Annotated in this window: 21 protein-coding genes; 14 read left to right on the top strand and 7 right to left on the bottom strand. The window is 55.8% G+C overall.

Features of this window, described 5'->3' with window-relative positions; genetic code table 11:
- Positions 1 to 6: 6 nt before the first annotated feature.
- The 3 genes from astB to ompC all read left to right on the top strand — a co-directional run bounded on the left by astB (position 7) and on the right by ompC (position 3,992).
- Entirely contained in the window at positions 7 to 1,347 is a 1,341-nt protein-coding gene (gene astB, locus ACTJJ6_RS08100) for an N-succinylarginine dihydrolase (protein WP_049299161.1), read from the top strand.
- A gap of 10 nt (positions 1,348 to 1,357) precedes the next feature.
- Positions 1,358 to 2,341 carry a succinylglutamate desuccinylase gene (gene astE / locus ACTJJ6_RS08105; RefSeq protein ID WP_440802605.1) on the top strand — a complete coding sequence of 328 codons (984 nt, stop codon included), beginning with the start codon at positions 1,358 to 1,360 and terminating at the stop codon, positions 2,339 to 2,341.
- A 568-nt stretch (positions 2,342 to 2,909) separates the two neighbouring features.
- Entirely contained in the window at positions 2,910 to 3,992 is a 1,083-nt protein-coding gene (gene ompC / locus ACTJJ6_RS08110; RefSeq protein ID WP_016927387.1) for a porin OmpC, read from the top strand.
- 82 nt (positions 3,993 to 4,074) lie between these two features.
- Here ompC and ACTJJ6_RS08115 read toward each other — a convergent pair whose 3' ends face one another.
- Positions 4,075 to 4,299, bottom strand: a complete 225-nt coding sequence (locus tag ACTJJ6_RS08115) for a biofilm development regulator YmgB/AriR family protein (protein WP_016927388.1) — start codon at positions 4,297 to 4,299, stop codon at positions 4,075 to 4,077.
- A 123-nt stretch (positions 4,300 to 4,422) separates the two neighbouring features.
- Entirely contained in the window at positions 4,423 to 4,614 is a 192-nt protein-coding gene (locus tag ACTJJ6_RS08120) for a YebW family protein (protein WP_004934567.1), read from the bottom strand.
- A 228-nt stretch (positions 4,615 to 4,842) separates the two neighbouring features.
- Here ACTJJ6_RS08120 and lysM point away from each other — a divergent pair, with 228 nt between their 5' ends.
- From lysM to ACTJJ6_RS08145, 5 genes are all read left to right on the top strand, one after another.
- Complete coding sequence (gene lysM / locus ACTJJ6_RS08125) at positions 4,843 to 5,289, top strand: peptidoglycan-binding protein LysM (RefSeq protein ID WP_016927389.1); 447 nt, start codon at positions 4,843 to 4,845, stop codon at positions 5,287 to 5,289.
- Between the two features lie 265 nt (positions 5,290 to 5,554).
- On the top strand, positions 5,555 to 5,710 hold the full coding sequence (locus ACTJJ6_RS08130) for a hypothetical protein (protein WP_016927390.1): 156 nt from the start codon (positions 5,555 to 5,557) through the stop codon (positions 5,708 to 5,710).
- A 23-nt stretch (positions 5,711 to 5,733) separates the two neighbouring features.
- Complete coding sequence (locus ACTJJ6_RS08135) at positions 5,734 to 5,898, top strand: hypothetical protein (RefSeq protein ID WP_004934557.1); 165 nt, start codon at positions 5,734 to 5,736, stop codon at positions 5,896 to 5,898.
- A 105-nt stretch (positions 5,899 to 6,003) separates the two neighbouring features.
- Entirely contained in the window at positions 6,004 to 6,945 is a 942-nt protein-coding gene (locus ACTJJ6_RS08140) for a pirin family protein (RefSeq protein WP_049299163.1), read from the top strand.
- A gap of 427 nt (positions 6,946 to 7,372) precedes the next feature.
- Entirely contained in the window at positions 7,373 to 7,726 is a 354-nt protein-coding gene (locus ACTJJ6_RS08145; protein ID WP_016927392.1) for a DUF1304 domain-containing protein, read from the top strand.
- A 21-nt stretch (positions 7,727 to 7,747) separates the two neighbouring features.
- Here the strand turns inward: ACTJJ6_RS08145 and ACTJJ6_RS08150 are convergent, their stop codons facing one another.
- Together ACTJJ6_RS08150 and ACTJJ6_RS08155 are read right to left on the bottom strand one after the other, a co-directional pair.
- Positions 7,748 to 8,134 carry a helix-turn-helix domain-containing protein gene (locus ACTJJ6_RS08150; RefSeq protein ID WP_004927697.1) on the bottom strand — a complete coding sequence of 129 codons (387 nt, stop codon included), beginning with the start codon at positions 8,132 to 8,134 and terminating at the stop codon, positions 7,748 to 7,750.
- Positions 8,135 to 8,579: 445 nt separating this feature from the next.
- Positions 8,580 to 8,792: a YccJ family protein gene (locus ACTJJ6_RS08155; protein WP_049299165.1), complete on the bottom strand. Its 213-nt coding sequence runs from the start codon at positions 8,790 to 8,792 to the stop codon at positions 8,580 to 8,582.
- Between the two features lie 184 nt (positions 8,793 to 8,976).
- Between ACTJJ6_RS08155 and ACTJJ6_RS08160 the strand changes: the two genes are divergently transcribed.
- Positions 8,977 to 9,216: a DUF2766 family protein gene (locus ACTJJ6_RS08160; RefSeq protein ID WP_004927692.1), complete on the top strand. Its 240-nt coding sequence runs from the start codon at positions 8,977 to 8,979 to the stop codon at positions 9,214 to 9,216.
- Positions 9,217 to 9,256: 40 nt separating this feature from the next.
- Here ACTJJ6_RS08160 and ACTJJ6_RS08165 read toward each other — a convergent pair whose 3' ends face one another.
- Positions 9,257 to 9,490, bottom strand: coding sequence for a YobH family protein (locus tag ACTJJ6_RS08165; protein WP_004927690.1), 234 nt, complete (start codon positions 9,488 to 9,490; stop codon positions 9,257 to 9,259).
- A gap of 161 nt (positions 9,491 to 9,651) precedes the next feature.
- Between ACTJJ6_RS08165 and ACTJJ6_RS08170 the strand changes: the two genes are divergently transcribed.
- Positions 9,652 to 9,810: a PhoP/PhoQ regulator MgrB gene (locus tag ACTJJ6_RS08170; protein WP_004927688.1), complete on the top strand. Its 159-nt coding sequence runs from the start codon at positions 9,652 to 9,654 to the stop codon at positions 9,808 to 9,810.
- A gap of 81 nt (positions 9,811 to 9,891) precedes the next feature.
- Positions 9,892 to 10,167: a YebO family protein gene (locus tag ACTJJ6_RS08175; protein WP_033640075.1), complete on the top strand. Its 276-nt coding sequence runs from the start codon at positions 9,892 to 9,894 to the stop codon at positions 10,165 to 10,167.
- A gap of 39 nt (positions 10,168 to 10,206) precedes the next feature.
- On the opposite strand, the gene fos is transcribed toward ACTJJ6_RS08175, so the two are convergent.
- Positions 10,207 to 10,614 (bottom strand): fosfomycin resistance glutathione transferase, encoded by a 408-nt coding sequence (fos, locus tag ACTJJ6_RS08180; RefSeq protein WP_049299166.1) that lies wholly within the window; start codon positions 10,612 to 10,614, stop codon positions 10,207 to 10,209.
- Between the two features lie 170 nt (positions 10,615 to 10,784).
- On the opposite strand from fos, the gene ACTJJ6_RS08185 reads away from it, so the two are divergent.
- The 3 genes from ACTJJ6_RS08185 to ACTJJ6_RS08195 all read left to right on the top strand — a co-directional run bounded on the left by ACTJJ6_RS08185 (position 10,785) and on the right by ACTJJ6_RS08195 (position 12,935).
- On the top strand, positions 10,785 to 11,087 hold the full coding sequence (locus ACTJJ6_RS08185) for a phage protein NinX family protein (RefSeq protein ID WP_016927397.1): 303 nt from the start codon (positions 10,785 to 10,787) through the stop codon (positions 11,085 to 11,087).
- Between the two features lie 74 nt (positions 11,088 to 11,161).
- Positions 11,162 to 11,398 carry a DUF4060 family protein gene (locus tag ACTJJ6_RS08190; protein WP_004927680.1) on the top strand — a complete coding sequence of 79 codons (237 nt, stop codon included), beginning with the start codon at positions 11,162 to 11,164 and terminating at the stop codon, positions 11,396 to 11,398.
- 175 nt (positions 11,399 to 11,573) lie between these two features.
- Entirely contained in the window at positions 11,574 to 12,935 is a 1,362-nt protein-coding gene (locus tag ACTJJ6_RS08195; protein ID WP_016927398.1) for an amino acid permease, read from the top strand.
- Between the two features lie 46 nt (positions 12,936 to 12,981).
- On the opposite strand, the gene ACTJJ6_RS08200 is transcribed toward ACTJJ6_RS08195, so the two are convergent.
- On the bottom strand, positions 12,982 to 13,272 hold the full coding sequence (locus ACTJJ6_RS08200) for a hypothetical protein (protein WP_016927399.1): 291 nt from the start codon (positions 13,270 to 13,272) through the stop codon (positions 12,982 to 12,984).
- Positions 13,273 to 13,318 lie beyond the last annotated feature (46 nt).

A 13,318-nucleotide genomic window follows, 5' to 3' on the forward strand; every position in this document is an offset into this window, starting at 1 on the left:
ATAAACATGTCAGGATATGAAGTCAATTTCGACGGTTTGGTGGGGCCGACGCACCACTATGCCGGGCTGTCGTTCGGCAACGAGGCGTCAACGCTGCATCAAAACAGCGTATCGAACCCGAAGCTGGCGGCGAAACAAGGTTTGCTGAAAATGAAGGCGCTGGCCGATCTCGGTTTCCAGCAAGGGGTCTTGCCGCCGCAGGAGCGGCCGCATTTGCCGATGCTGCGTCGCCTGGGTTTCAGCGGCAGCGATGAGGCGGTGCTGGCGCAGGCGATGCGTCAGTCGCCGCGCCTGCTGTCGGCGCTCAGCTCGGCGTCGTGCATGTGGACCGCCAATGCGGCCACCGTGTCGCCTTCGGCGGACAGCGCCGACGGCAAGGTGCACTTCACCGCCGCCAACCTGAACAACAAATTCCACCGCGCCATCGAAGCGGAGACCACCACCGCCGTATTGCGGGCGATGTTCAGCGACGATCGGCATTTCGCCCACCACGAGGCGCTGCCGCAGGTGGCGTTGTTCGGCGACGAAGGGGCGGCCAACCATAACCGTTTGGGCGGTGATTACGCCAAGCGCAGCGTGCAGGTGTTCGTCTATGGTCGTCAGGAATTCGGCGGCGAAACGGCGCCGGCGCGTTATCCGGCGCGCCAGACGCGCGAAGCCGGCGAGGCGATCGCTCGCCTGCACCAGTTGGATGAACAGCATACGGTCTTCGTGCAGCAAAACCCGGCGGTGATCGATCAGGGCGTGTTCCATAACGACGTGATTGCGGTCAGCAACCAGAACGTGCTGTTCCATCATCAGCAGGCGTTCTACCGCCAGCAACAGGCGCTGGATGAAGTGCGCCGCAAGATGGCGACGCTGGACAGCGAGCTGGTGGCGATCGAAGTGCCGACAGAGCGCGTCTCGGTAGCGGACGCGGTGGCGACCTATCTGTTCAACAGCCAAATTCTTACCAAACCGAACGGCAAGATGATGATCGTCGTGCCGGAGGAGTCGCGTCAGCACGCCGGCGTGTGGCGTTACCTCAACGACATGGTCGGCAGCGGCGGCCCGATCGATGAAATCCGCGTGTTCGACCTGCGTGAAAGCATGCGCAACGGCGGCGGCCCTGCCTGCCTGCGGTTGCGGGTGGCGCTCAACGAACAAGAGTTGAGAGCGGTCAATCCGCGCGTGATGATGAACGATCGGCTGTTCGCAACATTGAACGAGTGGGTCGATCGTCATTACCGCGACCGCCTGACGCAGGATGACCTGGCCGATCCGCTGCTGCTGCGCGAAGGGCGCGAGGCGCTGGATGCGTTGACGTCGATCCTCGGTCTCGGCGCCATTTATCCGTTCCAACGCTAAGGGAGGCAGCATGATCGATCTACTGCCCCTGACGCTGGAAGGGAACGAACCCGTCGAATGGCAAGGTGAAACACCGCAGCTGCGGTGGCGCTGGCAGGGGGAAGGGGTGCTGGAGCTTACGCCGCGACAGCCTTACCGCCAGGCGATGGTGATGTCGGCGGGCGTGCACGGCAATGAAACCGCGCCGATTGAACTGCTCAATCAACTGGTCGGCGATCTCCTTGCCGGCCGGTTGCCGCTGACGGCGCGACTGTTGGTGGTGCTGGGCAACCCGGCGGCGATGCGGGCCGGCAAGCGTTATCTGCACAGCGATATGAACCGCATGTTCGGCGGCCGCTACCGCAACTTCGCCGCCAGCGGCGAAACCGTGCGCGCGCAACAGTTGGAGCGTGCGCTCGCCGCCTTTTTCGATGGGGAGCAGGCGGCGCGTTTCCATTACGATTTGCACACCGCCATCCGCGAATCGCGTTTGCCGCATTTCGGCATTCTGCCCTTTCAGAAACGCCCGTACAGTGAGCCGATGTTGAAGCTGCTGGATGCCGCCGATCTGGATGCGTTGGTGGTACACAGTGCGCCGGGCGGGACGTTTAGCCATTACTCCAGCGAACATCTCAATGCGGCGAGCTGTACGCTCGAGCTGGGCAAGGCGCGGCCGTTCGGCAGCAACGATCTGCAGCAGTTCGCCGCCATCGATCGCGCTCTGCGGGCGGCGGTCAGCGAAGGGGCGCTGCCGGTGCGTGCGGGCGCCGAGATTCGGGTTTTCCGTGTGATGCACTCGTTGATCAAGCACAGCGAAGATTTCAAACTGCATCTGGACGATGACACGGCCAACTTCACCGAGCTGGAACCGGGCATGTTGCTGTGCGAGCAGCCGCAGGAGGACTATCGCGTCGGCCAGGAGGGGGCGTGGATACTGTTCCCTAACCCCAGCGTGGCGTTGGGCCTGCGTGCCGGCATGTTGTTGAGCGAAGTTTCCCGCTCTACGCTGTATTGATTTATCCACGGTGGCGCCGTCAGCGCGCCGCCGTTATTCCTTTCATTATTTTAATCTGCTATTTCCCGCTATTTTTATTCCCGTAAGGCGAGTTTTATTCGTCACGAATCCGTGTCTTTATGCGAATGAATAGAAGGCAGTGTCAGGTCGTTATCTGAAAGCCTTAATTGCCTGGTGAGTTTGTTAAGATAAAAATGTGAAATAAGTAACGTTTTTAATAACCATGCTAATTTTGTTGTTACTTTTGAATCGCGCAGAAAGCACGCAAAACGAAACTGAATTGCACTATAATAGTGCATTGCACCGTTTTGGTTATAACTTATGTGATAAAAAATTCTTATATTCAATGAGTTGAGTGATTTCTTTTTTGTAATATTTAGTTACACATAAACATGCTTTCTCCTCGTTGTTTCATGAACTTTTTGATTTTAAGTTTTGATTCATGATGCTAATGTCACATCACCCCAGCATTAGGGGAGCTCATAAAATACCAAAAGATAAAATCACAGCCCAAATTATAAATTGGGCGTGACGGGCAGGGTTCTAATTATAATATCTAGGAAAATAAATGATGAAACGCAGTGTATTAGCCTTAGCTGTCGCCCTCGGGGCGATCACCTCCTTCGCCAACGCGGCTGAAATCTACAATAAGGATGGTAATAAACTCGACCTGTACGGCCGCGTTAACGCCAAGCATTATTTCAGCGACAGTAAGTCCAACGACGGTGATATGACCTATGTTCGCCTGGGCTTCAAAGGCGAAACGCAAATCAATGACCAGTTGACCGGCTACGGCCAGTGGGAATACAACGTCCAGGCCAATCACGACGAAGCGCAAGGCACCGCCGGCACCAAAACGCGTCTGGGCTTCGCGGGGCTGAAATTCGGCAACTACGGTTCTTTCGACTACGGCCGTAACTACGGCGTGGTGTATGACGCCGAGGCTTACACCGACATGCTGCCGGAATTCGGCGGCGACTCCTACAGCTATACCGATAACTTTATGACCGCCCGTTCCAACGGTTTGGCCACCTACCGCAACCGTGATTTCTTCGGTTTGGTGGAAGGCCTGAACCTGGCGGTGCAGTATCAGGGTAAAAACGACGGTGACGGCCGCAGCGTGACCAAGCAAAACGGCGACGGTTACGGCCTGTCTCTGGACTATCAGGACATCGGCGGCACCGGCATCGGCGTAGCGGCGGCGTTCTCTGATTCCAACCGCACCAGCAAGCAAAAAGAGCTGCAGTATGGCAAGGGTGACAGCGCTACCGCCTGGACCACCGCGGTGAAATACGACGCCAACCAGGTTTACCTGGCCGCGATGTATGCCGAAACCCGTAACATGACGCCGATCAGCGTCAACGGCACTTCCGGCTTCGCCAATAAAACGCAAAACTTCGAAGTGGTGGCTCAGTATCAATTTGAGAACGGCCTGCGTCCTTCCGTGGCTTACGTGCAGTCCAAAGGCAAGGATATCGAAGGGATCGGTGATGCCGACCTGGTGAAATACGTGGAAGTGGGGGCGACTTACTACTTCAACAAAAATATGTACACCTACGTCGATTATCAAATCAACCAACTGAGCGACGATAACAAACTGAAACTGGCCAACGATGATATCGTTGCCGTCAGCCTGACGTATCGTTTCTAATTCTGCAATTTCATTACCTTCATCCTGTGTCGGGATTGGTAATCAGGCAGGGCGCAAGCCCTGCCTTTGTTTTATCGGGAACTCAGCCTTTTGGCGCCAACCCGACCAGCTCAATGGCGGAACGCAGCGCGGCGAAACGTTGCTGATCCTGCTCCCGCTCTATTTCGGTCACCAGCTGTGAAAGAATATTGCCGCCGGATACCTTTTTATGGTTTTTGATTAACTGCAACACTGCGTCGCCTAACGCCAGGCTGACGTCGCGCAGCAGAGTTTCATATTGCTCGTTGGAATGAGCCGATGCTGGCATGACCTTTCTCTGTCTCTCTCTTCTTCGGGAGCCGCAATTTAGCAAAACAGCGGCCTTATGCCTCGGAGGAAGACGAAGTTTCCGATGAAATCAGAAATTCCTCAGCATCGCGCGGGGAGGAGGTTAAAAATCGGAATATTCGCTGGCTGGCAACCAGAAGCCGTCGATAAACTCTTCCATGGGATAACAGCCGGCGTGTCGCAAGTTCTGTTCCTTCATCGCGACCAGGCATTGCGGCTCGTCGCGCAATATATCGACCACCATTTCACTGCAGCCGCCATCCAGATAACAGACAAACATCACCAATGCGTACATCGTTGCACGCCTCCTTCGTCGAGTTGCCTTGTCTGCAACAGTGTAGGTAGAAAAGCGCGATTTTTCAGCATCATTGCGCGATTAATCGCCATGGAAACGCCGCTGACGACACTTTCGGAATACTCTACCCGTTTCTGACGCCGTAAGCGGATGGCATATCCTTTTGTCGATGCTAAGCTTAACAAGCCTTACTTAAACGCATTACTGCAACCATCAAAAGGAGTGAATATGGGCTTGTTTAACTTCGTCAAAGAAGCGGGCGAAAAACTGTGGGATACAGTCACCGGCAATGCCTCCGCCGAAGATCAAAGCGCCAAACTCAAGGAACATCTCGATAAGAGCGGCCTGCCGGGCACCGACAAAGTTGATGTGCAGGTGGTCGATGGTAAAGCCGTAGTGACCGGCGACGCCGTCAGCCAGGAGTTAAAAGAGAAGATCCTGGTGGCTATCGGCAACGTGGCGGGGATCAGCGGCGTGGAAGACAAGGTGGCGGTAGCGCAATCCGACGCCGAGAGCCGCTTCTATACCGTGAAGAAGGGCGATACGCTGAGCGCGATCTCTAAAGAGATGTACGGCAACGCCAATCTGTACAACAAGATTTTCGAAGCCAACAAGCCGATGCTGTCGAGCCCGGACAAGATTTATCCGGGGCAGGTGTTGCGTATCCCGCAATAACGCATCGGTCTACCCAGGCCCGGTTACGTACCGGGCTTTTTTTTGTCCTCTGCAATAGGCGTCTCTTATTTCCCTGCGATCTCCATTCCAGTTACATCTCCCCTGTGTACCTGCTCGCTCGCCGGCAGGCGCGGTGTTGACCCTGATGGGGAAAATTGATAGCGTCATCCCCCGGTTGAGGCCGGAGCGACCAAGTCAGCGACGTTGGCGCCTTATTCTGAGGGGATGTTTTGCCCCGTCAAACAGCAATGCAGCAGTTGAACGAGTGAAAACCGATTTAGTGAAACAACAGCGTAACGCCTCAACGGATAAAAATTATCGAGAAACCTTGGGTGATGCGCAATTTGCGATCGTCGTGTTGGCGGTGGCGTCCTGCTCACTGATTATCTTTACGCTGGCGGTCACGCTGTGGGTGACCTGACGCGATTAACTAGGGGAGATAAAATGGAGCCTAATCTCCATGATGAAACCAAACTGCTGGCGATCATCGGCCTGTTGGTGTCCGTGCTGCTGGTGGTATCAATTCTCTTTGGCGTGACCTATTTCTCCGATCTCAGGCACGCGCATGACGATATAGACATCAAGAGCTGCTATATCAAAGCACCCTGAACCGCGCGGACGTGCCTGCACGTCGTCGCTCTGCGGGGGAGCTGTCCTGTGTTAAGCTTGGGCGGTTACCCTTGGCGAATCGGCGCCATTCAGGAGGTCTTTGCGATGAGTCAGCCACGTCCTACGCTCTCTTCACCTTCACGCGAGTGCCCCGTCGTTGACGGCGTGCGCCAGATACAACGTATTGCCGTGCGTAACGCCGAAGTGGGGGGCATTCCGATCAACCGCGCGTTGCCAACCCGGGAGCGGCGCACCGTCGGCGCCTGGTGTTTTCTCGATCACGCCGGGCCGACGGTATTCAACGGCACTTCGCTCGGCATGGATGTGGGGCCGCATCCGCACACCGGGCTGCAAACGTTCACCTGGATGATAGAGGGTGAGGTGCTGCACCGAGACAGCCTCGGCAGTGAGCAGGTAATTCGCCCGGGGCAGGTTAACCTGATGACCGCGGGGCACGGCATTGCGCATACGGAACAGTCGGTGGGCGAGCAGCGGCGGTTGCATGCTGCGCAATTATGGATCGCGCTGCCGGCCGAACATGCCGACATGGCGCCACGCTTCGATCATTATCCTGACTTGCCGCAATGGCAGAATAACGGCGTGAATCATCGTTTGTTGGTCGGGGAATTTGGCGCTTATCGTTCACCGGTGTTTACTCTTTCGCCATTAATCGCCATTGATCTGGAATGGGAAGAAGCGGCAAGAATCGAATTGCCGTTGCGCGATGATTATGAAATCGGCTTTTTGCCCCTTATTGGTGCATTTGAACTTAATGGTGAAATCTTTTCACCTGATGAATTCGCCTATTTGGGCATGAAGAATAACTCTATTGGGTTAAATGCACAGAAGGGGAGCCGGGGATTACTCATCGGTGGGGCGCCATTAAACGAAGAGATCCTTATCTGGTGGAATTTCGTTGGCCATACCAAGGCTGAAATTACTCGGGCTCAGCATGATTGGGAACAAGGCGCGCCGCGTTTCCCGACGGTTAGCGGTTATTCTGGTGAGCGCATGGCCGCACCACGCCTGCCTTGGAACGATGTTTGATAGCGTTAGGATATAATCGCCGCGATTATTCGACTTATTTCGCTCTAATAAGGCGTAATTAATGTGATCGCGGCTCCAGCTTTACGACAATATAAGGGTTCTCGGCGGAAAAGTGATCTGGCGCATATAACGACAGTGGGAAGAAGTTTAGGATAATCCTCAGGAAGTCAGGTTGTCTCCCGTTAGTCAGATGTCAGTGAGGTCATTATGAGCCAAGTACTTTATCGTGCAAGATTGTCCCATGTCGTGGTTGCCACGGCGCTGTTTTGGGTCTCTGTCGCGGCATTGTTGGTCGCCGTATTAAACTAACCTCAAAAAATGACTCCTGCATAAACCCGCTTCGGCGGGTTTTTTTATCTCCGCCGATGGGATGGTGAGCGAAGGAGTTTATAATTGATGACATCTTCAATAAACGACTGGAACCACCATGAAGTTCTTTGCCGATATTTTGCTGCTGCTCATCGCAGCGCTCCATCTTTATATCCTGGTGCTGGAAATGTTCCTGTGGCGTACGCCACTCGGCAGGCGCGCATTCGGCACAACGGCGGATTTCGCCGCAGCCACGCGGGTGTTAGCCGCCAATCAGGGGCTGTACAACGGCTTTCTGGCCTTGGGGTTGGCATGGAGCTACTGGCGTGAGGATATGGCACTGCAGCTGTTCTTTCTCGGGTGTGTGCTGGCGGCCGGGGTGTTCGGCGGGTTGAGCGCCAGCCGCAAAATTCTGTGGGTGCAGGCGCTGCCGGCCGCGATCGCGATGCTGGCGGTCTGGGGGGCGCGTTAACCCGCCGATTTGCGGCGGGCTTCAGGCGGATTTTTGGTGAATGACGTGCAGCGGCGGATCGATGTGCAGATCAACGCTCAAATCCTGGCGGAAATCATAGGGTGTGATATTAAAACGCTTTCTGAACATGTAGGTGAAGTGGGACTGAGAACCGAAGCCAAAGTCCAGGGCGATGTCGAAGATCGACGCTTCACTGCTGCGCAGTTGATAGACCGCGCCGGCCAGACGGCGTTCGCGAATGTATTTACCGAGCGAAATCCCTGTCGCTTCTTTGAACAGCTTCTGCATGTGCCACAGCGAGTAGCCGGAGTACTCGGCCAGCTCTTCGAGATGGATCACTCGTCCGAGGTGAGTTTCGACCCATTTGCTGAGGGCGCAGACCAACGAGAGGTGGTGTTCTTGTATCATCAGTGCGTCAGTGTGAGACCTACATAGCGGTGAAGTATACACAACTTGCCGCCGTGGACAAAAATGCCGCCCGTGACGGGGGGCAATTATTCGGAAAAACCGTTTGACCGCCGCTTGTCAGCCGAAAGGAAAAACGGCTAATCTGGGACTGTCGCCGCCGCGGTGGGGGACGCAAAGAAAGCCGCAGCAAGAACCGCCAAAACAGAGTCAGCCGTAACAACTCAACGTTGATGGGGTGATCGCATGTTAATGACAGTGATTATTACTCTGGTTGTAATCGTGGGCGTCGGCGCTTTTATGGCGACGCCGGTGATGAGCATGAAAAATGCGGAAGGTGTGGGAGGTGAAGAACCGTGAGAGCAAGAGACATGCACGCCGCTGAGCGGGGCGAGCGCTAATCGGGAAAGCCTGGGTCAGAAACCCGGGCTTTTTGTTGCGTAACCGCTCAAACGTTTTTCCGCTCGACGGTTTCCTCTCCCCAATAAAGCTGGTCGGCGGTGGTTTTGGCAAAGGCCTTCACCAGCGCTTCATCACTGCCTTCTTCCCAGATTTTCTGCGCCAACACTTCATCGTTCCCTGCCAGCTCAAAAATGGCTTCGGCGATTTCCACCGAAGTTTCACGCACTGTCGCCCAGGATTTCACATTGTGATTCGCCATAACTTTCTCCTGTTGGTTGTGGCTTGCGAGTGGTTTTTACCACCGCCATGCAGCAAGTATAGGCCAATCCGCCGCAGGCTTTTGCCCGCCGGTGCGCAGAATGGGGAAAAAGACGGGGAGAGCGGGCAATGGCGCGGACGCCATGCTATTCTGTGCGGCGTTTGAATCAAGAAGGAAATTTATTATGTCTGACATGCTGAGCAACGAGCAGGAACTGGCTTCCGATCTGGTCGCTTGCCAACTGGTCATCAAACAGATTCTGGACGTTATCGACGTGATTGCGCCGACCGAAGTGCGCGACAAGATGGCAGGTCAGCTCAAAAGCATCGATTTCTCCACGCATCCTGCCGGCGCCGATCCGGTGACCCGCCGAGCGATTGACAAGGCGATTGCGCTGATCGAGATGAAGTTTACCCGCAACTGAGGCGGGGCCGCCGCAGAGCGGCGGCGTCGGGCGGTGGCGGTTAATCCACCACCGTTTCGATTTTCTTGAACAGCGGGCAGTCGGCTACGCCGATGAAACCGTTGTCGCCATTCACGTACTGGGCGATCGCCACGTTGCGCGCCGTCAGGTATTTGCACTGCAATCCCAACCCGCCAACGTTTTTGTTGCTGCCGATCAGCACGCCGTAGCCCGAGATCAAAAAGCCGCCGTAAATGACCGCCAACACCAATACCCACTTAATCAATTTGCTCATCGTATTTCCTCGTTATCCCTGAGGGTTCATCTAGCCACGGCGCCTATGCGAGGGCAAGGGTAACAGTCTGAAAACCGGGCGATAGCCAGAAATCTAAACGGAAAGTTAAACTTCGTTTAACTTCGCTGTGATAACATGCGCGATAGATTACCAAGATAACAATGAGGCTGCTAAATTTGTTGCGAAAAAAAATCCTCGTGATAATGACGGCCGTCGCTGCCTGCCTGTTTTTCTACCTGCTGGCGCTGGACAGCTATTGCGACGATGGTGGAAATTTTGCGTTGGGCATCTGTTCGGTGACCCGCTTCGTGCCCTGGTAAGCAATTTTTGGCAGGGATGTTCGCACGGCCGCCGCGAGTGTTAAGATGGCGGCCTGAATTTCGCAGTAGATAGGGTTGTCCATGTACGATTTAGGTTTTGGCCAGAACGGCCTGTTGTCGCTGGCCCTCGCCGCCGTGGCGTTGCTGGCCGGGCTGTGGGTCTGGTTCCTGGTGAACCGCGCCAGCGTGCGCGCCAACGAGCAGATTCGCCTGTTGCAGGAGATTGCCGAGCAACAACGCCAGCAAACGGCGCTGTTGAAGCGTATGGCGCACCGCGCCGGCGCAGACGGCGCCGCTGCTGCTGACGACGATCTCAACCCCGCGCTGGATTTCAAAGGTTTCATCCCCGAACGTTGAGCATGATGCCCCGGCCGACGGCTGCGTCGCCGGGGCGCCTCAGTAAAACACCATGCCCTGATACGGCTTTTTCCGGCATGCCGCCAGGCGGCTGGCCAAATCGCCGGCATGGATCTCCAATTGATGCCCATCGGGATCGAGAAAATAGAGTGATTCGCCTTCGCTGCGATTGCTTTTCCACTCTTCGACGCCGGCCTGGCGCAACCGCTCGCTGACCTGCTCAATGTGTTCCGGCGCGACGCTGAAGGCGTAATGGGTGTAATCGCGCTCGCGTTGTTGCATGCGCGTTTCATCCAGCGACAGGCATAGCCACAACGGCCCTAACGAAAGATAGGCGCCGCCTTGCCAGCGGGCGTGCGGGATAAATCCCAACAGATGACGATAAAAATCGAAGCTGCGATCGAGATTGCTGACGGCGAGCGTCAGATGGTTAAGGCCGGTCAACATGCATGCGTTCTCTGGGCGCTGAACAGGGAGAAAAGTTTACGCAGGCGCTAAGGAAAGATAAAGGGGACAAAGCATTAGTAGAGATAATGTGAAAACCGGCGGCGCTGTCATAAAACTGTCGTACAGACATCGTAATGTAGCGCGAACCTTACGAAAGATGGATGAAGCCGATGATTAAATGGTACGAAGAAAGCGATGCCGAAGTGAACCGCAGCATTGCGCTGCTGACCGGCGAGAACCCGGACAAGTGGTATCCCTACGGTGGTGTGAAAGGTAAAGATTACTGCAAGAATCCCTCCGATGCCTGGCCGATCATTTGCGCCAACAAAATCAGTCTGAACCCCGACAACCAAAGCGACAGCCCGCAGTGGCAGGCGCGCATGAGCACTCAGGGCGGTGAATGGCAGGCGGACAGCGCCAGCCCGCTGCGCGCGGCGATGATCTGCTTCCTGATGAGCCGACAGGTTAACTGAGTCGAACAATACCGGTGATTGGTAAGAGTTTCTCCTTTTTCTAATAACAGAGCTGTCGTTGGCGGAGGCTGTTTATGAAGCGCATTATCAAAGGTGATAAAAACTTGTCTCATCTGGTGATTGCCCATGCGGCGATCGATCGTCATGCCGAAAGCTTCGGCCAGCGCCGTCAGGGCTGGCCCTCGACCTACCTGATAAAATATCAAAACGATCGCGTGGCGGTGGAAGTGGTCACGCGTAGCCAATCTTATGTCGCCACGCTGATGATCGGCGCGCGCAATCTGACCAAACTGTGCGGTATGCCTGGCTGAACGCTGCCGTTATCCGCTTTCTCGCGGTAAAAAAATCGCGCTCCGGCCTGCCGTCTCGGGGCGCTTCTCCTTGATGCTCACGGGGTTAAGTGTTAAAAAGCCGCCCGCAGATACATTTATTGATTGGTGAAATCTTGGCCGATAGCGGCAAGGGTATACGCCATATGAGGATAAGATGGGCGGTCAGCATCAGGATACTCCGCTAAAACGCGGTTTAAAAAACAGACACATACAGCTTATTGCCCTCGGGGGCGCCATTGGTACCGGTTTATTTCTCGGCATTGCGCAAACCATTAAAATGGCCGGCCCCGCCGTGCTGCTGGGCTACGCCATCGGCGGTTTTATCGCATTTTTGATCATGCGCCAGCTGGGCGAAATGGTGGTGGAGGAGCCGGTCGCCGGCTCTTTCAGTCACTTTGCCTATAAATACTGGGGCGATTTCGCCGGCTTCCTTTCCGGCTGGAACTACTGGGCAATGTTCATTCTGGTCGGCATGGCGGAATTGACCGCCGTCGGCATCTACATTCAGTACTGGTGGCCGGAGATCCCCACCTGGGCCTCCGCCGCGCTGTTTTTCGTGCTGATCAATCTGATTAACCTGGTGAACGTGCGCCTGTACGGCGAAACCGAGTTCTGGTTCGCCATCATCAAGGTGGTGGCGATTGTCGGCATGATCGTCTTCGGCGCCTGGCTGTTGGCCAGCGGTAACGGCGGGCCGCAGGCCAGCATCACCAACCTGTGGCAGCAGGGCGGCTTTATGCCGCACGGCTTCTCGGGGCTGGTGATGGCGATGGCGGTGATCATGTTCTCGTTTGGCGGCCTGGAAATGGTCGGCATCACCGCGGCGGAAGCCGCCGATCCGCGTCGCAGCATTCCCAAAGCCACCAATCAGGTGGTGTACCGCATCCTGATCTTCTATATCGGCTCGCTGACCGTGCTGCTGTCGCTCTATCCGTGGGGGCAAGTGGTGGAGGGCGGCAGCCCGTTCGTGCTGATCTTCCATGCGCTGAACAGCAATCTGGTGGCAACGGTGCTCAACGTAGTGGTATTGACCGCCGCGCTGTCGGTCTACAACAGCGGCGTTTATGCCAACAGCCGCATGCTGTTCGGGCTGGCCAGCCAGGGCAATGCGCCGAAGGCGCTGACGCGCGTGAATAAACGCGGCGTGCCGGTGCTGTCCATCGCGCTGTCGGCGTTGATTACTTCGATCGGCGTGCTGATCAACTACCTGATGCCCGGCAAGGCGTTTGAGCTGCTGATGGCGCTGGTGGTTTCAACGTTGGTGATCAACTGGGTGATGATCTGCCTAGCGCACCTGAAATTCCGCGCCGCCAAGAACCGCCAGGGCGTCATTCCCAGCTTTAAGGCGCTGTGGTATCCGTTCGGCAACTACCTGTGTCTGGCGTTCCTCGGCCTGATTCTGGTGATCATGTATTTCAGCGAGGGGATCCGCATTTCGGTGTTGCTGATGCCGGTGTGGGTTGCGGTGCTGTGGTGCGGGTTTATGCTGACGCGCCGCAAAGGCGGCAAGCGTTAATCCGTGTGCTGCGGAGGCGTATGGCACGCCTCCGCTCCTTTTCTCGTTAGCCGCGCGGCATAAAGGCGCGGCCCTCACCGTGACCCCGCCCCAGCAGTTTCCGGCACAGCAGCAGTAGAGTGCTGATCACGTCGATGGCGACTACGCTGAGCATCAGCAGAGTCAACATGAAGAATCCAAGCAGCGAACCGCCCAGCAGCACCAACGGTGCAGGCACGCGCAGCCGGCGGAACTTCATGGCGAAATACATTTTCCAGTATTGCTTCTGCGCCAGCAGCGCGCTGCGAATACGGCGCCCCAGGCTTGAGCCTGATTTGCGGGATGTAGAACGACTCATAACTTCTCCTTTTCTGTATGCCCTACAAGTCAATCACAAAGATCTT

Source organism: Serratia sp. 22278 (assembly GCF_052045405.1).
Classification (GTDB): Bacteria; Pseudomonadota; Gammaproteobacteria; order Enterobacterales; family Enterobacteriaceae; genus Serratia; species Serratia marcescens.